This window comes from Streptomyces sp. NPDC047841 (assembly GCF_040704085.1).
GTDB lineage: Bacteria > Actinomycetota > Actinomycetes > Streptomycetales > Streptomycetaceae > Streptomyces > Streptomyces argyrophylli.
In genome coordinates, this window is sequence record NZ_JBEYRP010000007.1 from 210788 (window position 1) to 235775 (window position 24988).

Sequence of the window (24988 nt, forward strand, 5' to 3'; positions counted from 1 at the left end):
GGACTCGGCGACCCGCTTCGCGGACCGGGCTCAGTGACCGGATTCGGAGTTCTGGGACAGGATCGACACGTCCTCCAGCAGGTGCGCCAGCGCGCCGTCGCGCTTGACGTTCGAGGAGTTCTCGGTGCACTGCTGCTGCATGTGGTCCGACAGGATCGGGATGTCCTGGACGTTGACACCGATGAGGGCGCCGACGCCGACCGGAATGTCGTTCAGGGCGATGCACGGCTTGTTGAAAGAGCCCTGGATCAGGGCGATCTGCGGGCTCATGTTCCCGTACGTGGCCGAGTTGCCGTAGCTCTGCCAAGCGCCGTTGCCGTTGGCGGCGGTCGGGCCGCTGTCGTTGCCGATCGCCAGCGCCTGCGGTGCCGCGGCGGCGGAGGCGCCCATGGCGGAAGCGGCGACGGCCGCAGTGGCAACAATCTTCTTGATCACTGGCCAGTCCTTTCTGAGGAAACCCCGTCCACCGGAGCGAACTGGTCAACTCCGCCGACCCTCCCTGGTTTCTCCCGTTCACCCTCTCGGCCGATGCGGTGGGCTGGTGGTGTGCTTTTCGGATGGATGACTTCTCGTCACCTCCCGGGCCATTGCGCTCCAACCGAGTGAATCAGCGGAACCATTCCCGACGCGCCGGGTTGATGAGGCCGTAGGGCATGCGTCGCTACGAGGAAAGGAACGCGAAGTGCTCAAGAAGGCAATGGTCGCCGCCGCGACCGCCGCTTCTGTCGTGGGAATGGCGGTGGCGGCCGCGCCGCAGGCGCTTGCCATCGGCAACGACGACGGACCGACCGTCGCGAATGGCAACGGCGCCGCGTCGTCGTGGGGCAACTCGGCGACCAAGGGCGACATGAGCCCGCAGCTCTCGCTGGTGCAGGGTTCGCTCAACAAGCCGTGTGTCGGCGTCCAGGACGTCGACGTCGCGGTCGACGCCCTGATCGGTGTCACCGCGCAGGACATCCCGATCCTGTCGGACCACCTGCAGCAGCAGTGCAACGACAACTCCACCAACGCCAAGCGCGACGGCGCGGTCTCGCACGTCCTGGAGGACCTGTCGGTCCTCTCGGCCAACGGCGAGAGCTGAGCCGAACCGGCAGGGCCCGGGTCGTCCGCTGCGTTATCCGCGGACTTCCCGGGCCTTTTTCCGCTTATTCCGGCGAGGGGAAAAGCGTGAGGGAGCGGTGCGATCGAGTGATTGTCGTGCGGTCCGCGTTCCGCGGTGTTCCGTTCTGTCAATCTCTCGTTCCGTGCCGCGACCGTTCGCGTCGTGCTCACACGGTTCTGGCCGTCAATGGGGCTCGGCCCCAGAGAAGGGAACATTCATGAAGAAGACCGTTGCTGCCGTTGCGGGCGCCCTCCTGGCCCTGAGCCTGGCCGGACCCGCCCTCGCCGACTCCGACTCCAACGGCGTCGCCGCGCACTCCCCGGGCGTCCTGTCCGGAAACGTCGTCCAGGTCCCGATCCACATTCCGATCAACGTCTGCGGCAACACGATCAGTGTCATCGGTCTGCTGAACCCGGCGGCCGGCAACACCTGCATCAACAGCGACGTTCACAAGCACTGACGACGCGGCACAACGCCCCAGCCCTCGGCTGCGCACTGGCCGGCCCCGGACCGCCGATCCGTCGATTCCGCGCACCGGGGCCGGCCGTCCCACTTCTTCGAGCAGGAAAGACCACGAGATTGCGCCAGACACTCAGCAAGGGCATGGCCGTGGCCGCCGCTGCGACGGGCGTGCTGTCCTTGTACAGCGGCTCCGCACTCGCCGACTCCCACGCGCACGGTGCCGCGCAGGGTTCCCCCGGGGTGCTGTCCGGGAACAACATCCAGGCACCCGTGAACATCCCGGTCAACGTCTGCGGCAACTCCGTCGACGTGGCCGCCGCGCTGAACCCGGCATTCGCCAACTCCTGCGCCGCCGTGTCGGCCCACGGCCGGCCGGGCCACGACGCCGCTGAGGAGCACGCCGGCTCCGGGTACGGCGGTTCGGAGAACCCGGGTCACGGCGGTTCGGCGTACGGCGACTCGGACGACTCCGGGTACGGCAGCCCGGCCCCCGGCGGCCACCACTCCACGCCTCCCTCGGGAAGCGGCCAGTCCACGCCTCCGTACGGCGGTGGCAAGGCGACTCCGCCTCCGTACGGTGGTGAGGAGACGACTCCGCCTCCGTACGGCGGTGGCAAGGCGACTCCCCCTCCGTACGGTGGTGAGGAGACGACTCCGCCTCCGTACGGCGGTGGTAAGACGACTCCCCCTCCGTACGGTGGTGAGGAGACGACTCCGCCCCCGTACGGCGGTGAGGAGACGACCCCGCCCCCGTACGGCGGTGAGGAGACGACCCCGCCTCCCTACGGCGGCGACGAGAGCACGCCTCCCGGTGGCGGGCACACCACGCCGCCGGGCGAGGAGCACCCGGAGCAGCCGCCCGTGCTCGCGCACACCGGCGGCGACGGCCCGGCCATGATCGCGACCTCGGCCGCGAGCGCCGCCCTGATCGCGGCCGGGGCCGTCCTGTACCGGCGAGGCCGGTCCGCCTCCCGTCGCTAGCCCACCGGGTGCCGGACCGAGGGCCTGCACCCCGCCGCACCCGCCCCACCCCCCCCCGCACCCCCGGTCGGCCGGCCGTACGGACCTGACCGGGCATCAGCGGCCGGACGGCGCGGGGCGGGACTTCGAAGGGGACTGGGGAAAGGAGCGGGCATGGCTCCGCGACAGCGCAGGACCCGGTCCACGCGGCCGGCCGCCGTCCTCGCGGCGGCGGTCGTCGCGTCGGTCACCCTGGCGGCCGGCCCCGGGCTCGACACCGGCCCCGGAACGGCGCGTGCCGCGGTCCCGCCCACCCCGCTCCCGACCACCCCGGCGGCCCCCTCCAGCCCGCCCGTTCCTCCGGCCCCCGCACCGGTGACACCGCCCGTCCCCCTCCCCGCCACCCCCGCGCAGAGCCCCGTGCCCCCCGCGTCCGGCCGGGCCGTCCCGGACTTCGGGATGTTCCTCGACTCCGGGCCGCGCGGTGTCGCGCGCATGGCCGAGGTGAGCCAGTGGCTCGGCGGGACCGAGGTGAAGGTCGCCCACACCTACCTGCCCGGTGACCGCTGGCAGGACATCGAGGGAGCGCCCGGCTTCCTGGACCCCTGGGCGCGGTGGCGGCGCGAGAAGGCGGACCGGACGCTCGTCCTCAACGTGCCAATGCAGGAACGCAACGAGGAGGGCCTTTCGGACGTCCAGGTGCGGTGGCTGCTGCGGCAGGCCGCGGACGGCGCGTTCGACCACCACTTCAGGGCCCTCGCCGAGCGGCTGGTGGAGCTGAAGGTGCCGGACACGGTGATCGTGCCCGGCTGGGAGATGAACGGCACCACCTACACCCACCGCTGCGGACCGGACCCCGCGGCATGGAAGACGTACTGGAACAGGATCGTCACCACCATGCGCTCGGTGCCGGGGCAGCGGTTCCGGTTCGACTTCACGCCGAGCCGCGGCCGGGACGCCGTACCGTGGACGGAGTGCTACCCCGGCGACGCCACGGTCGACATCATCGGCATGGACGCCTACGACCAGCCCAGCGGGCTGTCCTTCGACGACCAGGTCGCCGAGCCTTACGGCCTCCAGCAGCACGTGGACTTCGCGAAGGCCCACGGCAAGCCCCTGTCCTATCCGGAATGGGGGCTCTTCCAGAACGGTGACGACGCCGAGTACATGCGGCGCATGCTCGACTGGATCGACGAGCACAAGCCGCTGTACAACACGCTGACCGACTACTGCCCGCACGGCGTGTGGCAGTGCGCGGCCAATCCCCGCTCGTCACGGATCTACCGGGCCGCCCTGTACGGCCGCACCGAGCAGCCCGGCCCGGTGCCCCCGCCGCCCCCGGCCCCCACGTCGGCCCCCACCACCGGGCCCCCGGCCGGCTGCTCGTCGCTGGGCCCGGGCAACTGGGGGTACTGGCTCGGCGGAAACCTCTGCCTCCCCTTCGACTGGTGGTCGCGGAACCGCTAACCCCGCCCCCGTTCCCGCCACCGCCGCACCGCCCCCCGGCCCCGCTGCCGGACGGCCGCGTCGCACAGCGCGGCCGCCAGCAGCGGGGCGGTGCGCCGCCGGGCCATGAGCAGCCGCCGGTTGACGACCCGCTCGGGCCGCCAGTGGTGCTTGTACGGCTCGTCGCCGCGCAGCAGGCTCAGCGTGCCGCGCCGGCCGTCGCCGGCGTGCTCGGCGCAGGCGTCCAGCAGCATCACCGCCACGTCCGCCTTCCGCTGCCGCAGTCCCGGATGCGCGCCGTAGAGATAGCCGCCGGCCAGGCCGCCCGAGAGCAGGGTCAGGTCGACGGCCACCACCTCGTCGCCGAGCCGGAACTCGGTGACCACCGCGTTCCCCGCGCGCACCATCGGGCCCACCGCGCGGACCAGGTGCTCGCGGAACCGGGGCCGCAGGTGCTCGCTCGTCACCTTCCGCCCCTGCCACTGCATCCGGTGCAGCTCCAGCAGCCGTTCGAGCGCCGCGTCGACCTCGTCGGGGCCCACCGTCCGCCGCCGCACGCCCAGCGCGGTCAGCCGGCGCAGCTTGGCCCGCACCCGCTGCCCCGACTTCTTCGACGGCAGCCGGGCGATCAGCTCCTCCATGGACACGGCGGGCAGTTCCAGGCACGGCGAGTCGCACAGCGTCCGGCGCGGCCCGCGCCAGCGGTCGTAGACCTGTTCCACCGCACCGCCCGGGCGGACCTCGCCGAAGTCGACCAGCGCCGTGCGGGCCGCGTCCCTGAGCGCCTCGGTGAGCGCGCCGGCCGCCCGTCCGTCGTCGCCGTCGTCCAGCAGCACGTCCGTGTAGTCGGAGATCGTCCCGCCGAGCGGCACCAGCGCGGGCAGCGGCCGGCGGACCAGCATCAGCGGCGCGACGGCCACCAGCTCCCGGCCCGCCCGCACCACCACCAGCCGGAGCCGCCCGCGCCGTCCGTACGACAGCCACCAGGAGTGCAGCCAGGCGTGGCTCTGGAACGGTGTCGCGGCGGCGCACCGCGCGTGGAGCCGCGCCCAGGCCGGGCCCAGCGCCGCGAAGGCGTCGGCGTCGGTGACGAGTTCGCTGACGAGTTCCGTGGGGCGGGCGGGACGCGCGAGGCCCGGCGAGTAGGTCGCGGTCACAGCTGGCCGTGCGCGTCGGCGGCCAGGGCCGGACCGGGCACCGAGGCGGGGCGGAGCGTCTCCTCCCGCGGCCGGCGCCGGGGACGGACCAGCAGCGCGAGGGCACCGAGCAGCCCGCCCGCGCTCGCCCCGACGAGTCCGGTCACCCCGGCGGACGCCGAGGTGGGCGCGCCGGGCGTCACCGCGCGGGAGAACTGCACGAGGTGGACGTGCGTGTCGGCCTCGGCGGCGTCGGCGTGCCGGGTGAGCGCGCGGGCGACCGCGTTGGCCATGTCGGCGGCCCTAGCCGGGCGGTCGGAGGTGGCGGAGACGGCGACCATCGGGGCGTCCGGCGAGGTCGCGGCGCGCACGCTGTCGCGCAGGGTGGCCGTCGGCACCCCGGCCCACGCCTGGGCGTCGCCGAGCACGGCGATCTGGGTGGCGACCCGGCCGTAGGCCTGCGCGAAGCCCAGCGCGGTCGCGGTGTCGGACCGCTCGGTGGGGACGGCGACGACGTAGCTGGTCGCCGTGTACTCCGGGGCCCTGAGCACGCCGTACCCGCCGCCCAGCAGCCCGCCCGCGAGGACCCCGGCCGCCACCAGCGACCAGGGCGGGAGCGCACGCAGACGGGAGGGGCGCAAGGGGCGGCGGTGGACGCGGTTGTCGGTCATGACGGGATGACTCCCTCGGGGGATCGGGACGGGGGGACCGTGCGGGCGAGCGCCGCCGCGTAGACGTCCATGAGCCGGGCGGCGCTGCGGGTGATGCAGTAGTGGCGGGCCGCCTCGGGGGCGGTGCGCGGACCGGGCCCGGCGGCGCGGACCCCGGCGAGCGCGCGGGCGTAGGCGTCGGCGTCGCACGGGACCCGCACCGCGTCCGGGGCGGCCCCGGACGGCAGGTCCTCCAGGGCGGGGCAGGAGGTGTAGCGCACCGGCAGTCCGGCCGCCAGCGCCTCCACGACCGCCAGGCCGAACGCCTCCTCGGGGGAGGGCGCGGCGAGCACGTCCATCGCCGACGCCAGCGCGGGCAGGCCGGGTCCGGCGGAGCCGTCCGGCAGGTACGGCCGCTCCCCGGTGAACAGCACCCGTCCGGCGACCCCCGCCTCCCGCGCGGCCCGCCGCAGCGCGGGCTCCTGCGGGCCGCCGCCGACCAGCAGCAGCCGGCAGTCGGCGGGCAGCCGGGCGAGGGCGTGGATCAGCACGTCGAAGCGTTTGCCGGGGACGAGCCGGCCGATGCCGCCGATGACGAACGCGTCGGCGGGCAGCCCGAGCCGGTCGCGGGTGCACCGGCGGGCGTCCGGGTCGAAGGCTAACCGCGCCAGGTCGACGCCGTTGGGCACGACCTCGACGCGCGGCGCGGGCACCCCCCAGCGGGCGAGCCGGGCGGCGACCGTGGGGGAGACGGCGACGGTGGAGCGGCCCAGCCGCTCGCCCAGCAGGTACAGCGCGCGCACCCCGGTGGTCAGCGGCCGGCCCTCCATCTGCGAGTCGCCGAGGGAGTGTTCGGTGGCGACGACCGCGCGGACGCCGGCCAGCCGGGCGGCGATCCGGCCGTACAGGCAGGCCCGGTAGAGATGGGTGTGCACGAGGTCGTACCGGCCGCGCCGGATGTGCCCGGCCAGCCGGGGCAGCGCGGCCAGGTCGCGGTTCCCGGTCATGCCGAGGTGGGTCACCGGGACCCCGTCGGCCGCCAGACCGTCGGCCACCGGCCCGGGGTTGGTCAGGGTCACCACCTCGCACTCCACCGGCAGGTGCCGCAGCAGCAGCCGCAGTTGCTGCTCGGCGCCGCCCACGCCGAGCCCGGTGATGATGTGCAGGGCCCTCACCGCAGCCCCTCGACGGGCCGCCGGCGCAGCCGGTGCAGCCGGTACTTCAGGAACAGGCGTACGGCGGTGTCGTTCTGCCCGATGTACACGCGCGGCAGGACATGCGGGCCGGTCAGCTCACCGGGGTCGATGGCGCAGGCGTAGGCGTAACCGGCCTCCCGCACGGCCTCCACGACACGCCCGTCGACCGTGCCGTACGGGTAGCAGAACCCGGTGACCGGGGTGCCGGTCAGCTCCTCCAGGACCGCCCGGCTCCCGGCGGTCTCGGCCCTCAGCAGGCCGTCGCCGGCCCGTGTGAGGTCGACGTGGGTGAGGCCGTGCGAGCCGATCTCCATGCCCGCGGCGGCGGCCCGCCGGATGCCGTCGGCGGTCAGCAGCGGCTTGCGCGGGCCGAGGGGGTCCCAGGCGTTGTCGCCGCCGAGCCGGCCGGGCAGCACGAACAGGGTCGCCGTGCATCCCCAACGGGTCAGCGACGGCAGGGCGTTGCCGAGGAAGTCGGCGTACCCGTCGTCGAAGGTGAGCGCCACCAGGTCCCGTCCCCCGCCCCGGGCGCGGGCGGCGAGGAGTTCGGTGACCGACACCCCGCGCAGCCCCCGCCGGCGCAGCCAGCGCAGTTGCCGCTCCAGCCGGTCCGGGCTGACCGTGAGGTGGTACGGGTCGTCGGAGCAGTCGCCGACCGAGTGGTACATGGCGATCCACGGGACCGGGCCGGGGGTGAGGTGCCGGGCGGGGGCCGGGGACTCAACGGAGGACGGCATGGGCGAGCTTTCGGGTGAGGGTGCGTACGGAACGGAGTGCGGGGGCGAAGCCCTGGGCGCCCAGCGCCCAGCCGAGCAGGACGAACACGACGGTCACCGTGGTGCCGCCGGCGGCCAGCCCGGCGAGCGGGCCCGCCGGTATGCTCCCCGCGAATCCGCCGGCCACGGTGGCCACCACCGCCGCCCGCAGCGGCCGGCTCAGCTCGCGCAGCACCGGCCCGGTCCGGACGGGCACGCTCCCGCGCCGCATCCCGGCGAGGAGCAGCACGGCGGTGAGGGTGATGCCCGTGGCGTTCGCGGCGGCGATCCCGGTGACCCCCCAGGTCCCCAGCGTCCAGGCACCGGTCCAGGAGGTCACGACGATGCCCGCGGCCATCGCGGCCACCGGGTACCAGGCGGCGCGGCCCGCCGAGAAGTAGGAACGGACCAGGACGCCGGTCAGGGTCTGGCCGAGCAGGCCGAGCGCGTAGACCCGCATCACACCGGCGGTCGCCGCGGTGTCCTGGGCGGTGAACGCGCCGCGCTGGAACAGCAGTCCGATCAGTTGCGGCGCGCAGGCCACGACCGCGGCCGTGCCGAGCAGCACCAGACAGCCGGCCAGCGCCAGGTCCCGCTCCACCCGGTCCCGGGCCCGCTCCGTGTCGCCGTCGGCCAGCGCCCGGGCCACCACCGGGAAGGTGACCGTGCACAGCATCATCGACAGCGTCATCGGGATCTGCGCGACCTTCTGCGCGTAGTTCAGGTGCGAGATGGCCCCGGCGGGCAGTTCGGAGGCGAGGAACCGTTCGATCAGCACCTGCGACTGCCGGCACAGCGCGAACAGCAGCACGGTGGCCAGCAGCGGCACGGCCAGCGGCTGCGCGACCGGGGCGGCCCCGGCCTCCGTCCGGCCGGCCCGGCGGCGGTGCAACTGCCGTACCAGGGAAGGGAGCTGGACCAGCACCATCAGACAGCCGCCCGCCGCCACCCCGAACGCGGCCGACCGCACCCCCCACCGGCCGCCGAGCGCGTACATCGCCGTGATGATGCCGACGTTGTACGCGAGGTAGATCGCGGCCGGCGCCAGGAAGCGGCGGTGGGCCCTGAGCGCCGCGCTGGAGTACCCGGCGAGGCCGAAGCTCAGCACGCAGGTCGCGGTGAGCCGGGTGCAGTCCACGGCGAGGGCGGGGTCGGGCAGGCCCGGCGCGAGCACGGTGACGAACTGCGGCGCGGCCACCGCGAGCAGTGCCCCGACCGCCGTGAAACCCAGGGCCAGCCGGGGCAGCGTGCCGGCCACCAGTGCCCGCACCGGATCGCCCGGGGCGCCCTGCGCGCGGCGGGCCAGGGCCATGCTGAACGCCGGGATCAGCGCGAAGGCCAGCCCGTCCTCGATCAGCAGCGTCGCCGCGAACTCCGGCACCGTCCACGCGACCAGGAAGGCGTCCGTGTCCCGCCCGGCCCCGAACAGCCGGGCCAGCGACTGGTCCCGCACCAGCCCGAGCAGCGCCGCCGCCATGGAGAGCGACGCGGTGACGAGGGTGGCCTGGGCGAGGAAACGCCGTGTCGGCGGCGCGTGCCGGGCGGGAGGGGGCACCGGTGGCACCGGGGGACGGAGCGGACCGACCGGACCCGCCCCCGTGACCGCCTCGGCCGGCCGGGCTCCGGGCAGACGCACCCCACCGGTCCCGCCTGCCGGCACGGCGTCCGGCGCCGGCCGGGGCGGGCCGGACAGCGGGTGCCCACCGGGTGCCGGCCAGGAGGTGCCGGGTTCCGGGTGGGGGTCACCTACCGGCCGGGGCGCGCTGGATTCCGGTTCCGTGCCGAGCGCCGGCGGGCAGGACGCGGTGTCCCGTGCCGGCCCGAGCGCCGGACGGCAGGCACCCGGTCCTGGTGCGGCGCCGGATTCCGGGGTCGGCGTCCCCTCGGTCCTGGGCGTGGTCATCTCGGCCGCCTCGCGGGGCGCGGCCCGGCGCGGAACGCGTGGGACGCGGGGCGCGCACAGGGCGCCGGGACCTTCATCGCAGTACCGCCTGCCCCGGCCGCCTGTCCCGCCGGGCCGGTACGGCGGTGTGCTCGCCGGAGCCCGCCTGGTCGCCGCCGATCAGCGCCCACCAGGCGACCAGGCCGAAGCACACCGCCGTCAGCACGGTCGACGGGCCGCCGATGTCGGCGTACGCGAAGTCCACGAGCTGCCACACCAGCAGCCCGCAGGCGACCAGCGCGCAGTCCAGGCCCCGGCCGCCGGGCGCACGGGCCCGCCACAGGCCGCGCAGCGCGCACGCCAGCAGGGCCAGCCAGCCGCCCGCGAGGCACAGCAGCCCGATGAGGCCCTGTTCGCTCAGCGCCAGCAGGTACATGTTGTGCGGGGACAACAGCGGTTGCCGGCGGAACGCCGCGCCCGCGCCCTCGGTGTCGCTGCCCGAGGACAGCGCGAGCGAGGCGTAGCCGTCGCGGTACTCGGGGAAGCCCTTCAGGCCGACGCCGGTCAGCGGGCGGTCGCGCCACATGCCGGTGGCCGCGGCCCACATCGTGTACCGGTCGGTGACCGACTGGTCGGGCGCGTCGGTGACCCGCGTGATGCTGTCGATCCGCTCCTGGAGCATCGCCGTACCCACGCCCAGCCCGCCCACCAGCACCACGCACGCGGCCACCGCCGCCGCGCCCACCCTCAGCGCCCGGCGCGGCCCGGACAGCACCAGCTGCACGGTGACCGTGACCACCGTCGCGATCCAGGCGCCCCGGCTGAAGGACAGGGCGAGCGGAACCGACAGGGCCAGCGCGCAGCAGACGGCGAGCGTCCGCTCCCTCGGCGACGTCCGGCCGAGCGCCAGACCCACCGCGCACACCAGCCCGAACGACACCACCGTGGCCATGCCCATCACGTCCGACACGCCGAAGGTGCCGACCGCGCGGACGTCCTGGCCCTGGTAGGAGGCGCCGGTGCCGGTGACGTACTGGTGCGCGCCGACCGCCCCCTGCCAGCCGCCGAGCGCCACGAACGCCCAGGCCAGCAGCCGCAGGTCGGCCCGATCACGGACGAGGAGCACGACGGCGGCCGGGACGAGCACGAAGACCTGGAGGTAACGGCCGAGGCCGGTGAGCCCGGCGCCCGGCGAGACCGCGTGCAGCGCGGCCAGCGCGAGACCGGGCACCGGCAGCCCGAGGAGCAGCGCGGCGGTCCGGCCGAGCGGACGGCGGCGCGCGCGCAGCAGCCGTACCGCGCAGAAGACGACGACCAGCGCGGACACCGCGTCGGCGGGCCCCGCGCCGCCCTCGTCGCCGGGGGCGACCGGCAGCGCGAGCAGCGCGACGACGGCCACCACCGGCAGGACCGGGGACAGCCGCGCGGGGTGCCGGAGCGGCAGGGGGAGGGCCATCGGTCAGCTCCCCGTGGACCGCACCAGCGCGGCGGCGGTCCGCAGCAGGATGCAGACGTCCTGCCACAGCGACCAGTTGTCGATGTAGGCGTTGTCGAAACGGGCCCGGTCCTCGATCGAGGTGTCGCCGCGCAGCCCGTTGATCTGGGCGAGCCCGGTGATGCCGGTCCGCATGCGGTGGCGTGCCGCGTACCCCGGGTAGGTCTGGCTGAACCGGGCGACGAAGTACGGCCGTTCGGGGCGCGGGCCGACCAGGCTCATGTCGCCCCGGAAGACGTTCCAGAGCTGGAGCAGCTCGTCCAGCGAGGCCTGCCGCAGGAACCGGCAGAACGGGTTCATCCGCCGCTCGTCGGCCACGCTCCACCGGGTGGCCGCCTCGTGCTCGTCGGCCGGGCGGTGGGTGCGGAACTTCAGCAGCGTGAAGGGACGGCCGTCCTTGCCGATGCGCTCCTGCCGGAACACCACCCCGGGACCGCCGGTGAGCCGCAGCACCGCCGCGCACACCACCAGCAGCGGGCTGACCAGCACCAGCAGCGCCCCGGACACCGCCACGTCCAGCAGCCGCTTGGCCACGCTCGTCCGCCGCCGCGCGCCCAGGTCCAGCCGGCGCACGGCGAACCCGGCGAGCTGGTCGCGCACCTCGTACGCCGGGCTGTCCGCGTCCACCTCCCACAGCGCGCAGCCGGACTCGGCGAGCGCCCGCAACAGCGGCCCCTTCTCCGTGCGCACGGCCGGGTGGACGGTGAGGACGACCTGGACCCCGTTCTGGATCAGCGCCCGTTCCACTTCCTCGCCGGTGGTGAGCACCGGCAGTCCGCCGGCGCCGTCCGGGTCCTCCGCGACCACGCCCACCGGGCGCACCCCGCAGCCCGGCCGGCGGAGCAGTGCCGCGGCCACCCGCTGCGCGGTCGCCGCGGGCCCGATCACCAGGGCGGGCCGCGGGTGGCGGCGCAGTACGACCCGGCGCCGCCAGTACACCGCGCCCCGGCCCACGCCGGCCGCCGCCGCGTGCAGCGCCCAGCCCAGCAGCAGGGTCCCGGCGGTGAGGGCGCGTTCGGGGGCGTGCGCGGCGAGCAGCGCGGCGAGGCCCAGCCAGGCCACCGCGATCCGCCCGCACACCACGGGGAGTTCTTCGAGCACACCGGGCACCGGCCGCGCGGAGTACGGGCGCAGCAGCAGCGCGCCGGACACCAGGGCGGCGACGAGCACCGGCCGGCGGGCGGCTTCGTCCAGCGCGACCGCGCCCGCCAGCGCGGCGAACAGATCGGCGGCGAGCAGCGGCAGTGGGGAGGCGGGGCGCGCGGGTGGGCGCCGCACCGGGAACCGGAAGCCGCCGGCGGCGCGGGCCGGCAACACCGAGACGGGCGAGAATCCGTGGTCCCATGGCTGCGAGCCGGGGGAGGGAACGGTGCTTTCCGCAGTCACGAGGGGATGGACTCCCTGCACTCGGGGGACACGGGCCGGGCGCTTCCACCGGCCCCGGACGGGCTGACGGGGCGGGGAGCGGCGTTGCCGGGGGCGGGGACGGTGGTGCCGGGGGCGGTGCCGGGGGCGGTGCCGGCGGGGCCGGGGGCGGGGGTGAGGGTGCCGGGGCCGGGCCTGGGGGCGAGGGTGCCGGAGGCGATGTCGGCGGGGCGGCCGGGAGCTGGGGCGGCGGTGTGGGGGTCCGCGTCGGCGGTGTTGATGCCGGTGCCCGTGTCGGCGATGTCGGAGCCGGTGTCGGCCGTGCCGAAGTCGGTGTCGGTGGTGCCGAGGCTCGTGCCGGCGGCACCGGCGCCCGTGTCGGTGGTGCGGAGGAGTTCGCCGTAGAGGGCCGCGAACCGTTCGGCGGTGTGCCGTACGTCGTGCGTCGACAGGACGTGCCCGCGGCCCTGGTCGCCGAGCGCCGCGCGCAGCGGTGGGTCGGACAGCAGCGCGGTGATCGCGCCGGCCAGCGCCACGGGATCCTCCGGCGGCACCAGACAGTGCGCGGCGAGCGCCGGCGGCAGGCTCTCGCGGGCGCCGCCGACATCGGTGACGACGACGGGGGTGCCGCACCCCAGCGCCTCCAGCGGGGCGAGCGCCATGCCCTCCCAGCGCGAGGGCAGCACCACCAGGTCGGCGGACCGGTACCAGGGGACGGGGTCGGCGACGGCACCGGCCAACTCCACGGACGGGGGCGCCTGTCGGCGTAAGCCCTCCCGGTCCGGGCCGTCGCCGACCAGCACCAGTCTCGCCCGGGGCAGCGCGCCCAGGACGTCCCGCCAAGCGCGCAGCAGGACGTCCTGGCCCTTTTGCCGGCAGAGGCGGCCCACGCAGACGACGAGGGGGCGGTCTTCGGCTTCGGTGTCGAAGGGGTGGTCCTCGGTGGTGGAGGCGTGAACCGTGCCGTCCAGCGCGGGGACCGCGGAGGTGCCGGTGGCCGGAGCCGGTGCGAAGCGGGTCGTGTCGATGCCGTTCGGGATGACCGCGTACGCCGCGCGTACCCCGGCGCGCAGACCTGTCGCACGCTCCGCCTCGCTGACGCACACCACCCGGTCCGCCCAGCGCGCCCCCCACCGCTCCCAGCGCAGGGCGAGGGCCGCGGTGAGGCCGCCGACCGCCTCGAAGGACCAGGCGTGCGGCTGGAACACGGTCGGGATCCGCCCGCGGACGGCGAGCCGCCCGGCCAGGCCGGCCTTCGCGCTGTGCGCGTGCACCAGTGCGGGCCGTACCTCGTCGACCAGGCGTGCGAGTCGCCGTACCTCGCCCGGCAGGCCGGGACCCGGGGACCGGCCCGCGCGCCAGTCCCGGACGTCGGCGCCCAGCTCGCGCAGGCCGGCGGCGAGTGCGCCGCCCGGGCAGGCCACCGTGACCCGCAGGCCCGCGGCGAGCTGGGCGCGGGCCAGGTCGAGCACGACCCGGGCGACACCGCCGTCGACGGGTTGCGCGAGGTGCAGGACCCGGGGCCGAAGGTCGGGTGCTGGATGGTGCATTCGCGGGTTACCTCGCTCACGGGGGCGCTCTCGGGACTGCGGTCGTGAACGCGTGCGTTACCTCAGGGCGTTGGCGGCGGCGAAGAGCGCGCCGGCCCGTGCCGCGTCCGCGTGGGAAACGAGCCGGGAGCCCGGCTGGTCACCGCCCCGTCGCAGAGCCCGGCCGAGATCGCACACGCCGGGGTCGTGGCCGAGCGTGTCGGCGTAGGCCGGAACCCGCCGGGCGGGTACGTCACCCGGTGCGCTGATCGTGGGGCCGGGTACGTCGTTCGGGGGAGGGACGCGGTCGCGCCGCGCGACGGGCGTACGCCGGGGAGCGGGGGACGGCGTGCGCGTCGCGCGGATGGGGAGGGCGGCGGAGGCGCCCGCCGTCGTACGCGGCGGCGGGCCCGGGAACGTGCGCATGACGGCGAGCCCTTTCGCATGTGCTGCGGAGGGCCGCAACCCTAGCGGCTGACCGGACCAACCATCAGAAACCGCGCACCTGCGTCGGAGTCGTGAAGGCGTGTCGCCCGCCTGTCACTCCATTGGCGGCACAACTCCCGGGAGCGCCACGCGTTGACACAACGCCGGGCATCCCGCCCGGATGTTTGTGTCGACCCCAAGGAGCACCTCTCCATGTCGCGTATCGCGAAGGGCCTGGTCCTGACCTCCGCCGCCGTCGCGGCCGTCGCCGGCGGTGCCGGCGTGGCCTCCGCCGACGCCGGTGCGGGCGCCGTCGCCGCCGGCTCGCCCGGCGTGCTGTCCGGCAACGCCATTCAGGTTCCGATCCACGTGCCGATCAACCTGTGCGGTAACACGGTGGACGTCATCGCGCTGCTGAACCCGGCGTTCGGCAACACCTGCGTCAGCCACTGACGTCGGGGCGCCACCCTTCGGTGCCGGCCGTCCGTCCCGCTCGTTCGTCGCGGGGTGGGCGGCCGGTTTCGTGCTCCAGACGGGTCACAGCAGGTGGGTGAGCGGTTGCGGTGAGCGATCGGTGAATCGACGGTGGGGTCAGGTCCCACTGTCCACCGAGAGGAACACCCATGCGCGATGTGCCGGCCCGGCGTCTTGCGTCCACCGTTCTCTGCGCGTCCGTCCTGGTCGGGATCACCGGCCCGGTCGCGGTCGCTGCCGACGCGGCCCGGGAACACGACCGTGCCGCCTCCCGGGCGCCCGTTCCGGCCGCGGCCAAGGAGAAGCTGCTCGCCCAGGTGAGAGCCCTGGGCCAGACGGACTCCGCGCTCGATCCGGTCGTGGATCTGGTCAACCGGTCGCTGGAGCGGGGCAAGCTCCCCGCCGACGAGGCCAGAAGGCTCGGGGAGGCGGCGAAGGCGGCCGTCGCCAAGGCCGCCACCGACCCGAAGCCGGTCGCCCCGGCGACGGCGGCCGTCCAGCCCGCGGCGGCGCCCGCGACGCCCGCCAAGCCCGCGGCCCAGACGACGCCCACGACCGCGGCGAAGCCGGCGACCGACACGGCGACGACGCCTACGGCGGCCACGCCCACGACCGCGGCGAAGCCCGCGACACCCACGGCTCCGGCGGCGTCCACGGCACCGGCGAAACCGACGACGGCCACGCCCACGGCGTCCGCGCCTGCGGCGACTTCCGCGAGGCCCACGGCGTCCGCGTCACCGGCGGCCTCCGCGAAGCCCGCGGCTCCCACGGCCACCGCCGCGCCGACCGCGCCCGCGTCGTCGTCGACGTCCGCCAAGCCGGCAGCGGCCACCACTCCGGCGGCCTCCACCGCCCCCACGGCCCCCGCGTCCCCGGCGAACTCGGCCAAGCCCGCCGCGCCCACCGCCCCGGCTTCCTCGACGACCTCCGCCAAGCCCGCCGCCGTACCGAGCACCCCGGCCAAACCCGCGGCCCCCGCCGCCCCCGCGTCGCCGGTCGCGCACGCGGCCTCCGCCGCCCCGGTGGCCCTGGCCGCGCGGGCGGCCACACGGCACGGCGGCATCGCCAAGCTGCCCTCGTCCCGCGACCTCGCCAGTGACGCGCTCTCCGCCCTGCAGACCGCGATCGACAACCTGGTGAAGGCGGTCACCGACCACCTCGACCAGCTCCTCTCGTCCGCCACCGACGTGGTGTCCGGCCTGGTCGACCTGCTCGGGACGACCCTCCTCGGCAAGGACGCGTCCACCCCCACTGTCGAATCCCTGCCGTCCCTGGCGCCCCTGCCGTCCTTGCCCTCCCTCGTCCCGCTGCCCAGCCTCCCCGCGGTGTCGGGCCGGCCGACGACCGGCTGACGTGGGCGATTCACCGGACCGTACGGCAATTTCATATGTCTTCTCGGTGCGGGGTTTCCGCCCCGGCCGGACATCGTTAGGCAGGGCGTCAGAATCCCCCGGGTGACGTGAGTTGCCGAAGAAAGGAACACGATGAAGTCCCTGAAGGCCGCCGCCGTTGTCGCCGGTTCCGTGGCCCTTGCCGGCGTCGCCGCACCCGCGTTCGCCTACGACGCACGGCACCTGCCGCCGATGAGCCTCAACGGCGCGCTCGCCGAGCTGGCCGAGAAGCCGCCCGCCGTGCGGGACCTGATGCCGTTGCAGCACCAGTCGGACGCGCTGAACACGGAGAACAAGGACTCCGTGCTCAGCAGCGTGAAGGGGGTCACCACCACCCTCAACCAGCGGGGGCTGCTCGGCGGCCTGCCCCTGCAGCACTGACGCCCGTTCCCGCCGGGGCCGGTACCGCATCCACGCGGACCGGCCCCGGTGCGTGCCCGGGGCCCCCGTCCCTCGATCGTGTGGAGCGGCCCCGGGGGTTGCTCCGGAAGGGTGAGAAGCCGCCGGGTCACGCCACGGCCCGTCGATATGGTCGCGCGGTGACCTCTGTATCCAGCGAAATCCGCCCCTTCCGCGCCGCCGACCTAGGCACGCTCGCCCTGCTCGCCTGGATGGCCAGGAACGAGGAGGGCGACGGCAGGACGCCGTGTCTCCTCGCCTGCTCGCTGGGTGACGGCCCGGACGGCCCGGAGGGCGCGTCCGCCGCCGTGGCGCGGCTCCTCGACGAGATGGGCCTGCCCGTGGGCGGCGACCCGGTCGACGGCACCACCCGGCCCAGCCTGAAGGTCGGCATGCTGGTCGTCGCGGGCCAGATCGTCCTGCAGATGCCGCACGTCACCACCCAGGTCACCCCGCCGGCGGAGTGGCTGAGGGCGGTCGAGAAACTCGGTTACACCTACTTCATGTTCACCACGCGCGTCTGTCCCTCGACCGGTCCCCGCCGGCCGGCCGGGGGCGCGGAGCTGGCCGCGTTCGCAGGAGCCCCGGAGACGACGAACGCCGCCGCGCACGCCTATCTACCCGCCCGCGGCCTGCGGGTCTGATCCACCGGGACACCGGCGCCGGCGCCGACGCCGGCCGCGGTCCCGCCCCGCCGCCCGTCGTCAGCGGTGCGGCCGGGCCGCCGGCCGCCCGGGCCGTCACCGTGCACGAGTTCGAGCCGCCGGAGAACCCGGGCTCAGCCCCCGGGGCAGCCGAAATCCGGTGCTGACCGACGAGCCGACTATTACGGCACCCGGGCGAATTCCGAAATATAGGCGTTTTCCGCTCGTTACGCGGTACGGACGCCGGCCCCCGCATACCGGCGGACGTCGAACACCCCGCCTCCTGAAAGGGACCGTACCTGACATGAAGCCGACCACCCGAGGAACCCTCGCCGCCGTCGTCACGGGCATCGCGGCCACCGTGGGGGCCGCCGGCCCGGCCGCGGCGGCCGGCACGGTCCCCGTCCCGGTGCCCCTGGGCGGCGCCTCCACGGCGCTCGGCATGGAGGTGCCGAGGCTCGCCGCCGAGCTGCCGCTGCCGAAGCCGGGCGCACCCGACGGACCCCGGTACGTCACGGGCCGGCTCCTGCCCGACCGCACCCTGCCCCAGCTGCCGGTGACCAGTGGGCTGCCCGGCCTGGACGCCAGGGCTCCGCTGCCGCACCTCCTCGGCGACGGCTTCGACCACCTCGACGTCGACGCGCCCGCGGGCGACCTGCGGGCCCTCGCCCCCGGCCTGTCCCTCGACGCCCCCCTGACCGCGCCCGACGGAGGCAACTTCGGCCTCCCCGCCGCCAAGCTGCCCCAGGCCGGCGTGCTCGCCCCGGTCCTGCGGACCGTCGCCGACGGCAACCTGGGCACGGGCCCGGGACTCTAGGGCCTCTCGTTCGGATCATGCCGGGCTCGCGGGGTCCGGTGCCGGGCCCGGCCTGATCCGAACGGAAGACCCCAGCCGGGCGGCCGTACCCGCCGTACGGCTTCGCTTCAGTGACCCCACGCGCTCTCGGCCGGTTAGCCGGTACGGAATCTGATCCCGGACAAGGAGCGAGCATGGTCGTCGGTGTCGGCGAAGTGGCGGTCGGTGCGGAGCAGCGGACCGGAGCGGGAGCGGCGAGACCGTCCCGGAGGGAGGTGGCGCGGAGGCTGCTGGCCTCCACGGCGGCGCTGGGGCTGGCCCCGGTCGTCGCCGCCTCCCGGCCCGCGCCGTCGGGCGGGAGTTCCGGCGGCAGCTCCTTCGACGAGACCTATCGGGGCCGCCGTATCCAGGGCGTCCTGGTACCGGCCGCGGGGCGCCAGGCGGACGGGGGCGAGTGGCGGATCACCGTCGACGGCCGCCCGCTGCACCTGATGCGCCGGGCCGACGGCACCTGGCTCAGCATGGTCGACCACTACACGTCGTACCGGACACCGCTGGAGGCGACCCGGGCGGCCGTGGACGAGATCGGACCGGGCCGGGAGCTGCGCGACCTCGCGCCGGGCCGGCTCACCGGCGGGAGCCCGGGAGAGCACGCGCACATGGGGGGACAGCATGGCGTACGTGCGTAAGAACGTCAGCACGCTCACCGCGGACGAGCGGCGACGGTTCGTGAACGCGCTGCTCACGCTCAAACGACGCGGCCAGTACGACGAGTTCGTGCGCCTGCACATCGACTTCTACACCACCGACGGCGAGGACGGCCTGCGCACCGCCCACATGGCGCCGTCCTTCCTGCCCTGGCACCGCAGGTTCCTGCTGGAACTGGAACGGGCGCTGCGCCGGATCGACTCGTCGGTGACGGTGCCGTACTGGGACTGGACCCGGGACCGTACGACGACCTCCGTGCCGTGGACCAAGGACCTGCTCGGCGGGAACGGGCGCCGCTCCGACCGGCAGGTGACGACCGGCCCGTTCGCCTACGCGGCGGGCCACTGGACCCTGAGGGAGGGCGTCACCGACGGCAAGTTCCTCACCCGGGACCTCGGCCGCTCGGCCGCCCCGCTCCAGCTTCCCACCCGCAGCGAGCTGAACTGGGCGCTGGACGACCCCGTCTACGACGCCCGGCCCTGGGACTCCACCGCCCGCAACGGCTTCCGCAACAAGCTGGAGGGCTGGGGGCCCGGCAGCGGCAGCGGCTCCTGGAAGAACCACAACCGGGTGCACCGCTGGGTCGGCGGCGCCATGCTCGGCGGCGCGTCCGTCAACGACCCCGTGTTCTGGCTGCACCACGCCTTCCTCGACCTGCAGTGGTACCGCTGGCAGCGGGCGCACCGCAGCCACCGCTACCTCCCGGCCGAACCGCCCGGCGTCGCCGACGAGCAGCACCAGCGGGTCGTCGCCCGGCACGAGAAGCTGCCGCCGTGGGACGAGACACCGGACCAGCTGGAGGACGTGAGCCGGATCTACCGGTACGCGTGAGCGGCACGTGCCCGCACGCGGGAAGGGCCCCGCAGCTCGGAGTGCCGGGGCCCTTCCCTGTCGTGCGTGGTGCGCTGTGCTGTCGTGCCCGTCGCGCCGGTCGGCTCAGCTGCCGTAGCCGTCGTGACCCGGACGCGGGTTGCCGGGCTTGTCGCTGTGGTTGACGCAGGCGTTGCCGAAGGCCGGGTTGAGCAGTCCGACGACGTCGACGGTGTTCCCGCACACGTTGACCGGGATGTTCACCGGAACCTGGACCACGTTGCCGGACACCACGCCGGGCGAACCGAGGGCGGCGCCATGAGCGCCCGCGTCGGCCAGAGCCAGCCCGGCCCCGCCGACCACCACGGCACCGGTACCGAGAGCGACAGCGGCTGCCTTCGCGATGCGAGACATCACGTTCTCCTTTTGTAGCTCGGAAAGCGCGGCGGCAGGCCCGCCGCCGCACTTCCCGTTCAACGGCCCCGCACGGAGCTGGTCACGGTGATCAGCGGCGGATCACCCTTTCAACGGCAGGGCGGCGCCGCTTCGACGGAGAGGGTGACGCCGCTTCGACAGAAGGGGTGGCGCCGCTTAGACGGAGGGGGCGGCTGCGCGGGGCCGGGATTTATTCACGGGCGTCGGCCGGGGCCCGCCCCTACCCTCCCGGTATGGACACGGACAACGTTCCTGACAGCGCTCCCGGCGACGTTCCCGACGCGGGTGAGCGGTCGCGGCAGCTGATCGGCCTGCTCGCCGAGGAGAACAGGTTGCGGGCCTTCGCGGCGGTGGCGCTGGGCGCGCGCAGCACCCGGCAGGTCGCCGAGACGGCAGGCCTCCCGCTCAAGGACACGGCCCTCGCCCTGCTCAGACTGCGCGAGCACGGCGCCGTGACCGACGGACCGGAGGACGGCCTGGCCGTCGCCCACGACCTCCTGCGCGCGCTGGCCCGCCCGCGGGGAGCGGAGGGTTCCGCGCGCCCCGCCGCGGGCGATGCGGTGGCCACTTTCGTCCGGGGCGGGCGCCTGCTCCGGCTGCCGGCCCGGTGGACCCGCAAGCAGCAGGTGCTGCGGCACATCGCGGAGCGGACCTTCGAGCCGGGGGTCGCCTACCCGGAGCGGGTCGTGAACGAGCGACTGCGGGCCTGGTGCGAGGGTTCCGACGACATCGACCATGTGACGCTCCGGCGGTACCTCGTGGACCTGCACGAACTGCGCCGGAGCGAGGGCGTCTACGAACGCGTGCGCCCCGAGGCCGCCTGACGGGCCCGCCGTACCGCGCCGCCCGCCCGGCTCCGCCTCTCAGGGCAGCCGGCGTACGGGGGAGCCCGCCAGATAGGCCTGGATGTCCTCCACGGCCTGGCCGTAGTACGTCGTGTAGTTGGCGTGGGAGACGTAGCCGAGGTGGGGCGTGGCGAGGAGGCGCGGCGCGGTGCGCATCGGATGACCGTCCGGCAGCGGCTCGATGTCGAAGACGTCCACGCCGGCGCCGGCGATACGGCCCTCGTGCAGCGCGGCCAGCAGCGCGTCCTGGTCGACGATCGCGGCGCGGGAGGTGTTGACGAGGTAGGCGGTCGGCTTCATCAGGGCGAGCTCGGCGGCGCCGACGAGACCACGGGTACGGTCGCCGAGGGCGAGGTGCACGGACACGAAGTCGCTGTCCCGTAGCAACTCCTCCTTCGACCCGGCGAGTTCGACGCCCACCTCCTCGGCGCGCTCCTCGGTGAGGTTCTGGCTCCACGCGCTGACGCGCATGCCGAAGGCGAGGCCGACCTGGGCGACACGGCCGCCGATCTTCCCCAGACCGAGCAGGCCCAGCCGGCGCCCGTGCAGATCGGCGCCGACGGCCGACTGCCAGGGCCCGTCACCGCGAAGCGCGTTGCTCTCCTGCACGATCCCACGGGCCAGACCGAGCAGCAGCGCCCAGGTCAGCTCGACCGGCGGGGTGCTGGAACTCGCCGTACCGCACACGGTGACGCCGTGCGCCTCGGCGGCGGCGTAGTCGATGACGCTGTTGCGCATCCCGGAGGCGATGAGCAGCTTCAGCCGGGGGAGGCGGGCGATCAGCGAGCCGGGGAAAGGGACGCGTTCACGCAAGGTCACGACGATGTCGTACTCGGCGAGCGCCGCGGCGAGGGCGTCCTCTCCCGCGAGGTGTTCGCGCAGCGCGACGACCTCCACCCGGTCCTCGATCACCGACCAGTCGGCCGACCGGGTCGCCACACCCTGGAAGTCGTCCAGCACCACACAGCGAAGTCGCACGAGATCTCCCTCCCGTCCGGCGACTCTAGCGCGCCCCTGAACACCCCTCCCAGCCGGTCCGCCACCACTGGCCGTCCCCTCTCACCTCCCCCGCCTGCCCAGCCAGGCCACACACCCCCACCGCATGAGCCCGCCCACACCGAGGCCCACGAGCACTGCTCCCCAGTCGATGACATGGGGAAGGCCGGGAAAGAACGCGAAGAAGGCCAGGGCTCCCACGAGCCCCACCACGAACGCACCCCCACCGACCCACCGCCGACGCATGCTCTCCGCGTGCCCCTGCCCGGGGCCCCGCTCCTGCTCACTCATGGCCGGCTCACTTGGTGATGTGGTGACACTGGCTGACGCGTCGCACGCCGTTGACGTAGAGGCGAGCACACGTCCTGCCATAACGAGGAAGGGTCTGGGGAGAGTTGTTCCGCATGGGGTCGATCTTGCACTCACTGTGCGTCTTGCCTCGTGAGGTGCGGTAGGTGCGGTTGTTGGTGTCGGCGTAGGTGAAGTCGATGCGCCAGTTGCAGAAGCCGCTGCTGAGGGCCGCGACGAAGGCGCAGTCGACACCGGCGTTCTGATACGTGATCTTCCTGCCGCTGCCGCGGATGATGTGCGTGAACATGCAACCGGTCGGCACCTTCACGGTCATACCGCCCACGCTGTACTCGAACGTACGCACGGGCGTCGAGCCCATGGCTCCCGCGTGTGCGCTCGTCGGTGCGGCGAGCGCGAGAGATGCTGCGGCGGCCAGCGTCGTGACAACGCGCCTGAGGTACTGCAGGGCAAAGGTCGGTCCCCTCTGATGATCGCCTGATGAACATCCAGGCGACCGAGGGCCGCCGTGACCCGTTGCGGGGCGGCGGCCGGCTTCAGGAAAGTGAGGGAATCTGGCATTGCTGGGCTGACCAGCGAAGACGTTCACGCCGCATGCTCCGCTGATCCGATCAGCGAAAAGCCCTCCCAGGTGGGAGGGCTGGACCGGCATCGCGGCGGGACCCGAAGCTGCGGCCAGGTGCCTGGAAGACCCGAGCGGACGTCGTCGGCGTGCGCCGCCGGCACCTCGACGGCGCCGCGCTGGAGCGCCGAGTGCCGCTGCCGCCCGCCGTCGTTGCCGTCAGCGCTGCCGTTCCTGCCCCCGGCCGCAGCTCCTGGCTACTGCTCAGATCCGCCCGCCGGTGAGCCGGGTGAGGGGACCGTGCGTGCGGCGCACCGCGCGACGACCCGCCAGGTAGGACGTGGCACCCAGCGCCGACAAGCCCGCGCCCACACCGGCGGCGAGGGCCTTTCGGTGGGCGATCACCGTCCATGCCGTCTTGGCGAGGGCCGCGGCCTGTCCCGAGGCGGCGACGACGGCCTGGCGTCCGGCTTGGACACGTTCGGCCGCGCTGTGCACGACCGCCGTGCCGGCCGAGGCCACGGGTCCGGCCTTCCGGGCAGCCGCCGACGCGGCGTCACCGGCCTTCTCGGCCGCCTTGTCCGCCGCCTGTGACGCGGGAGCAGTCGCCTTCGCCGTGGCCTGCCGCGCCTTGGCGGACGCACCCCGCTTGGATACGGAACTTCCATTCGTGCCGCTGTTCGACTGACTCATAGACTCCGCCTTGCCGCTCGCGTCGGCGGCAAACTCCCTCGGATCCAGACCGGGCGATGCCGGCCATGGCCGTTACTCCGAAGCCCGCGGCGGACGTTGGGGGAGGGGGGCGGCTGCCGTAGCCGGTGCACCTCGCCGCTGTACGGCTCGGGCGGCACGGCGAGCGTGCGCGAGGTTGTCGCGGCTCTGCAACGTATCCGGGCGGGTCTGACCCAGTGCCCGCTCACACTGAGTCAGGGTGGACTCGAACAGTGGGACGGCCCGGCTCGGATCCCCGGCCGACGCGTAGGCGAAGGCGAGGTTGTTGCGGCATTGCAGGGTGTCGGGATGGGTTTCGCGATGACGCCTCCTCGGCGGTCGCGTGCCTCGGCTCAGGCTGCTCGACGGCGTGGCTGACGTTGCGCTTGCGCGACGCTGATCGTCTCGTGGGGCCACCACAGTGAGTCGCACTCGGTGCAGAGTGTGAAGCATGCCCCATCGGCCCTGAAACGGTAGGGCTGGACACAGTTCTGCTCACAGCGTGGACAGACACGTTCGGCTGACATGACCAGCACGGTACCCCGGGCGCACGTGCACGCTTGCGACTGTGGTGGTGCTGCGGGCGCCTCGGGCGGGGCAGTTCACCGGCGTTCATGGGCGGCCGGTTGAGGTGGCGGCTACTGGCTTCGGTCTCGTCTGCATGTCTGCGAACGGCGCTGAATGAGACGGAAACTGAGACGGAAGAGGGCTGAACCTCGCTCCTGACGCCGTGGCTGTCCCGCGTGCCATCATCTGCACGTGCTCAAGATCCCCGGATACGAAGGCGGGCCCTTGGTCCAAGGTGACGCCTACTTGGACGACCCGTTGTTCTGGCCCGTGCACCTCGGCTCCTGCCTGCGTGGGGAGGACGCACAACGAGCCGCGTTCGGTGCCGACTGGGATGCAGCCACGGAGCTCTATCGCACACTGTCCGCCGAGCATGAGTGGCCGGTGTTCACCGTGCCGCTGCACTCCGGTCACACCATCTACGTCGTCTACCGCAACTTCGTGGACGAACGGGGTGTGGACTATCTGATACATCAGCCGGCTTGGCTCGAAGCGGAAACCCTCGCCGTGGACGACGGTCACTTCATGGGGCCCGGCATGGCCTGGCCAGAACTGTTGTCCGCTGCTCGACAGTCGGCCCCAGAAGGCATGGGGGATGCCGACGCCCGTCTCCTGCTGCTCTTCCCCACCCTCGGCGACGTGCTGCTTCCCGACGATGCAACCGCGGCCCTCACCACAGCGCTCGCCGCTCTCACCCTGATCGAGGAGCCCGCTGAGGTCGCAAGGATGCTTCTTGAGAACCAGGGCCAATGGGCTCCCGCTCGGTGGAGGTCGGCGGGCGGTGTCTGGATCAACGACGGTGGGCACTCCTACCGCAACCCAAGCAACGCCTTCGCTCTGCCCGAGGGGCGCCTTCTGGAGATCAGTAGCGCACTGCACGGTGAGAACTGAGGACCACTTCAGGCGCGAGGTGAGGCAATTGCTGGTCTGACCTGCG

Annotated in this window: 27 protein-coding genes and 1 pseudogene; 13 read left to right on the forward strand and 15 right to left on the reverse strand. The window is 74.2% G+C overall.

What is annotated here, in order from left to right:
- Window positions 1-30 precede the first annotated feature (30 nt).
- Complete coding sequence (locus AB0947_RS13385) at window positions 31-435, reverse strand: rodlin (RefSeq protein ID WP_366750473.1); 405 nt, start codon at window positions 433-435, stop codon at window positions 31-33.
- A gap of 247 nt (window positions 436-682) precedes the next feature.
- Between AB0947_RS13385 and AB0947_RS13390 the strand changes: the two genes are divergently transcribed.
- The 4 genes from AB0947_RS13390 (at window position 683) to AB0947_RS13405 (ending at window position 3991) form a co-directional block, all read left to right on the forward strand.
- Window positions 683-1081: a rodlin gene (locus AB0947_RS13390; RefSeq protein ID WP_189885485.1), complete on the forward strand. Its 399-nt coding sequence runs from the start codon at window positions 683-685 to the stop codon at window positions 1079-1081.
- Window positions 1082-1319: 238 nt separating this feature from the next.
- A complete protein-coding gene (locus tag AB0947_RS13395) occupies window positions 1320-1562 on the forward strand; it encodes a chaplin (RefSeq protein WP_366750474.1) in 243 nt (80 codons plus the stop codon).
- Between the two features lie 119 nt (window positions 1563-1681).
- The gene (locus AB0947_RS13400) at window positions 1682-2545 is read left to right on the forward strand and encodes a chaplin family protein (protein WP_366750475.1); all 864 of its coding nucleotides are present in this window, start codon (window positions 1682-1684) and stop codon (window positions 2543-2545) included.
- Between the two features lie 153 nt (window positions 2546-2698).
- A complete protein-coding gene (locus tag AB0947_RS13405) occupies window positions 2699-3991 on the forward strand; it encodes a glycosyl hydrolase (protein WP_366750476.1) in 1293 nt (430 codons plus the stop codon).
- On the opposite strand, the gene AB0947_RS13410 is transcribed toward AB0947_RS13405, so the two are convergent.
- The 9 genes and pseudogenes from AB0947_RS13410 to AB0947_RS13450 form a co-directional block, all read right to left on the reverse strand.
- Entirely contained in the window at window positions 3988-5127 is a 1140-nt protein-coding gene (locus AB0947_RS13410) for a GNAT family N-acetyltransferase (RefSeq protein WP_366750477.1), read from the reverse strand. The two genes, AB0947_RS13405 and AB0947_RS13410, sit on opposite strands and share 4 nt — an antisense overlap.
- On the reverse strand, window positions 5124-5777 hold the full coding sequence (locus AB0947_RS13415) for a lipopolysaccharide biosynthesis protein (protein WP_366750478.1): 654 nt from the start codon (window positions 5775-5777) through the stop codon (window positions 5124-5126). Before AB0947_RS13415 ends, AB0947_RS13410 begins: the two co-directional genes overlap by 4 nt.
- The gene (locus tag AB0947_RS13420) at window positions 5774-6931 is read right to left on the reverse strand and encodes a glycosyltransferase (RefSeq protein WP_366750479.1); all 1158 of its coding nucleotides are present in this window, start codon (window positions 6929-6931) and stop codon (window positions 5774-5776) included. The genes AB0947_RS13415 and AB0947_RS13420 overlap by 4 nt, the downstream gene beginning before the upstream one ends.
- Window positions 6928-7689, reverse strand: coding sequence for a polysaccharide deacetylase family protein (locus AB0947_RS13425; protein WP_366750480.1), 762 nt, complete (start codon window positions 7687-7689; stop codon window positions 6928-6930). The genes AB0947_RS13420 and AB0947_RS13425 overlap by 4 nt, the downstream gene beginning before the upstream one ends.
- Complete coding sequence (locus AB0947_RS13430; protein WP_366750481.1) at window positions 7673-9343, reverse strand: lipid II flippase MurJ; 1671 nt, start codon at window positions 9341-9343, stop codon at window positions 7673-7675. The genes AB0947_RS13425 and AB0947_RS13430 overlap by 17 nt, the downstream gene beginning before the upstream one ends.
- A 340-nt stretch (window positions 9344-9683) precedes the next feature.
- Window positions 9684-11045 carry an O-antigen ligase family protein gene (locus AB0947_RS13435; RefSeq protein ID WP_366750482.1) on the reverse strand — a complete coding sequence of 454 codons (1362 nt, stop codon included), beginning with the start codon at window positions 11043-11045 and terminating at the stop codon, window positions 9684-9686.
- Between the two features lie 3 nt (window positions 11046-11048).
- Entirely contained in the window at window positions 11049-12470 is a 1422-nt protein-coding gene (locus tag AB0947_RS13440; RefSeq protein ID WP_366750483.1) for an exopolysaccharide biosynthesis polyprenyl glycosylphosphotransferase, read from the reverse strand.
- Window positions 12471-12838: 368 nt separating this feature from the next.
- A pseudogene (locus AB0947_RS13445) lies at window positions 12839-13999 on the reverse strand (glycosyltransferase); the annotation flags it as partial.
- Window positions 14000-14056: 57 nt separating this feature from the next.
- On the reverse strand, window positions 14057-14404 hold the full coding sequence (locus AB0947_RS13450) for a hypothetical protein (RefSeq protein WP_366750484.1): 348 nt from the start codon (window positions 14402-14404) through the stop codon (window positions 14057-14059).
- A gap of 213 nt (window positions 14405-14617) precedes the next feature.
- On the opposite strand from AB0947_RS13450, the gene AB0947_RS13455 reads away from it, so the two are divergent.
- From AB0947_RS13455 to AB0947_RS13485, 7 genes are all read left to right on the forward strand, one after another.
- Complete coding sequence (locus AB0947_RS13455; protein ID WP_366750485.1) at window positions 14618-14857, forward strand: chaplin; 240 nt, start codon at window positions 14618-14620, stop codon at window positions 14855-14857.
- A gap of 170 nt (window positions 14858-15027) precedes the next feature.
- Window positions 15028-16230, forward strand: a complete 1203-nt coding sequence (locus AB0947_RS13460; RefSeq protein ID WP_366750486.1) for a hypothetical protein — start codon at window positions 15028-15030, stop codon at window positions 16228-16230.
- A 132-nt stretch (window positions 16231-16362) separates the two neighbouring features.
- Window positions 16363-16650, forward strand: a complete 288-nt coding sequence (locus tag AB0947_RS13465) for a hypothetical protein (protein ID WP_366750487.1) — start codon at window positions 16363-16365, stop codon at window positions 16648-16650.
- A 158-nt stretch (window positions 16651-16808) separates the two neighbouring features.
- On the forward strand, window positions 16809-17312 hold the full coding sequence (locus tag AB0947_RS13470; RefSeq protein ID WP_366750488.1) for a DUF5949 family protein: 504 nt from the start codon (window positions 16809-16811) through the stop codon (window positions 17310-17312).
- A 304-nt stretch (window positions 17313-17616) separates the two neighbouring features.
- Window positions 17617-18129 (forward strand): hypothetical protein, encoded by a 513-nt coding sequence (locus AB0947_RS13475; protein ID WP_366750489.1) that lies wholly within the window; start codon window positions 17617-17619, stop codon window positions 18127-18129.
- A gap of 173 nt (window positions 18130-18302) precedes the next feature.
- Window positions 18303-18797 (forward strand): tyrosinase family oxidase copper chaperone, encoded by a 495-nt coding sequence (locus AB0947_RS13480; RefSeq protein ID WP_366750490.1) that lies wholly within the window; start codon window positions 18303-18305, stop codon window positions 18795-18797.
- Window positions 18781-19647 (forward strand): tyrosinase family protein, encoded by an 867-nt coding sequence (locus tag AB0947_RS13485; protein WP_366750491.1) that lies wholly within the window; start codon window positions 18781-18783, stop codon window positions 19645-19647. The genes AB0947_RS13480 and AB0947_RS13485 overlap by 17 nt, the downstream gene beginning before the upstream one ends.
- A gap of 105 nt (window positions 19648-19752) precedes the next feature.
- Here AB0947_RS13485 and AB0947_RS13490 read toward each other — a convergent pair whose 3' ends face one another.
- Window positions 19753-20040, reverse strand: coding sequence for a chaplin (locus tag AB0947_RS13490; protein ID WP_366750492.1), 288 nt, complete (start codon window positions 20038-20040; stop codon window positions 19753-19755).
- A 254-nt stretch (window positions 20041-20294) separates the two neighbouring features.
- Here AB0947_RS13490 and AB0947_RS13495 point away from each other — a divergent pair, with 254 nt between their 5' ends.
- Window positions 20295-20885, forward strand: a complete 591-nt coding sequence (locus AB0947_RS13495; protein ID WP_366750493.1) for a DUF2087 domain-containing protein — start codon at window positions 20295-20297, stop codon at window positions 20883-20885.
- 39 nt (window positions 20886-20924) lie between these two features.
- On the opposite strand, the gene AB0947_RS13500 is transcribed toward AB0947_RS13495, so the two are convergent.
- From AB0947_RS13500 to AB0947_RS13515, 4 genes are all read right to left on the reverse strand, one after another.
- Entirely contained in the window at window positions 20925-21884 is a 960-nt protein-coding gene (locus AB0947_RS13500; RefSeq protein WP_366750494.1) for a D-2-hydroxyacid dehydrogenase family protein, read from the reverse strand.
- Between the two features lie 316 nt (window positions 21885-22200).
- Window positions 22201-22572 (reverse strand): hypothetical protein, encoded by a 372-nt coding sequence (locus AB0947_RS13505; protein ID WP_366750495.1) that lies wholly within the window; start codon window positions 22570-22572, stop codon window positions 22201-22203.
- A gap of 465 nt (window positions 22573-23037) precedes the next feature.
- The gene (locus AB0947_RS13510; protein ID WP_366750496.1) at window positions 23038-23466 is read right to left on the reverse strand and encodes a hypothetical protein; all 429 of its coding nucleotides are present in this window, start codon (window positions 23464-23466) and stop codon (window positions 23038-23040) included.
- A 72-nt stretch (window positions 23467-23538) separates the two neighbouring features.
- Entirely contained in the window at window positions 23539-23937 is a 399-nt protein-coding gene (locus AB0947_RS13515) for a tetratricopeptide repeat protein (RefSeq protein WP_366750497.1), read from the reverse strand.
- A 306-nt stretch (window positions 23938-24243) separates the two neighbouring features.
- Between AB0947_RS13515 and AB0947_RS13520 the strand changes: the two genes are divergently transcribed.
- Window positions 24244-24942 carry a hypothetical protein gene (locus AB0947_RS13520; protein ID WP_366750498.1) on the forward strand — a complete coding sequence of 233 codons (699 nt, stop codon included), beginning with the start codon at window positions 24244-24246 and terminating at the stop codon, window positions 24940-24942.
- The last annotated feature ends 46 nt before the right edge of the window (window positions 24943-24988 follow it).

Excerpts from the sequence above, each read along its gene's own strand:
- AB0947_RS13405 (WP_366750476.1), top strand. The coding sequence starts at position 2,699 with ATGGCTCCGCGACAGCGCAGGACCCGGTCCACGCGGCCGGCCGCCGTC.
- AB0947_RS13425 (WP_366750480.1), bottom strand. The coding sequence starts at position 7,689 with ATGCCGTCCTCCGTTGAGTCCCCGGCCCCCGCCCGGCACCTCACCCCC.
- AB0947_RS13475 (WP_366750489.1), top strand. The coding sequence starts at position 17,617 with ATGAAGCCGACCACCCGAGGAACCCTCGCCGCCGTCGTCACGGGCATC.
- AB0947_RS13460 (WP_366750486.1), top strand. The coding sequence starts at position 15,028 with ATGCGCGATGTGCCGGCCCGGCGTCTTGCGTCCACCGTTCTCTGCGCG.
- AB0947_RS13450 (WP_366750484.1), bottom strand. The coding sequence starts at position 14,404 with ATGCGCACGTTCCCGGGCCCGCCGCCGCGTACGACGGCGGGCGCCTCC.
- AB0947_RS13490 (WP_366750492.1), bottom strand. The coding sequence starts at position 20,040 with ATGTCTCGCATCGCGAAGGCAGCCGCTGTCGCTCTCGGTACCGGTGCC.
- AB0947_RS13415 (WP_366750478.1), bottom strand. The coding sequence starts at position 5,777 with ATGACCGACAACCGCGTCCACCGCCGCCCCTTGCGCCCCTCCCGTCTG.
- AB0947_RS13455 (WP_366750485.1), top strand. The coding sequence starts at position 14,618 with ATGTCGCGTATCGCGAAGGGCCTGGTCCTGACCTCCGCCGCCGTCGCG.
- AB0947_RS13480 (WP_366750490.1), top strand. The coding sequence starts at position 18,303 with ATGGTCGTCGGTGTCGGCGAAGTGGCGGTCGGTGCGGAGCAGCGGACC.
- AB0947_RS13495 (WP_366750493.1), top strand. The coding sequence starts at position 20,295 with ATGGACACGGACAACGTTCCTGACAGCGCTCCCGGCGACGTTCCCGAC.
- AB0947_RS13485 (WP_366750491.1), top strand. The coding sequence starts at position 18,781 with ATGGCGTACGTGCGTAAGAACGTCAGCACGCTCACCGCGGACGAGCGG.
- AB0947_RS13395 (WP_366750474.1), top strand. The coding sequence starts at position 1,320 with ATGAAGAAGACCGTTGCTGCCGTTGCGGGCGCCCTCCTGGCCCTGAGC.
- AB0947_RS13435 (WP_366750482.1), bottom strand. The coding sequence starts at position 11,045 with ATGGCCCTCCCCCTGCCGCTCCGGCACCCCGCGCGGCTGTCCCCGGTC.
- AB0947_RS13515 (WP_366750497.1), bottom strand. The coding sequence starts at position 23,937 with ATGCTTCACACTCTGCACCGAGTGCGACTCACTGTGGTGGCCCCACGA.
- AB0947_RS13510 (WP_366750496.1), bottom strand. The coding sequence starts at position 23,466 with ATGAGTCAGTCGAACAGCGGCACGAATGGAAGTTCCGTATCCAAGCGG.
- AB0947_RS13465 (WP_366750487.1), top strand. The coding sequence starts at position 16,363 with ATGAAGTCCCTGAAGGCCGCCGCCGTTGTCGCCGGTTCCGTGGCCCTT.
- AB0947_RS13505 (WP_366750495.1), bottom strand. The coding sequence starts at position 22,572 with ATGGGCTCGACGCCCGTGCGTACGTTCGAGTACAGCGTGGGCGGTATG.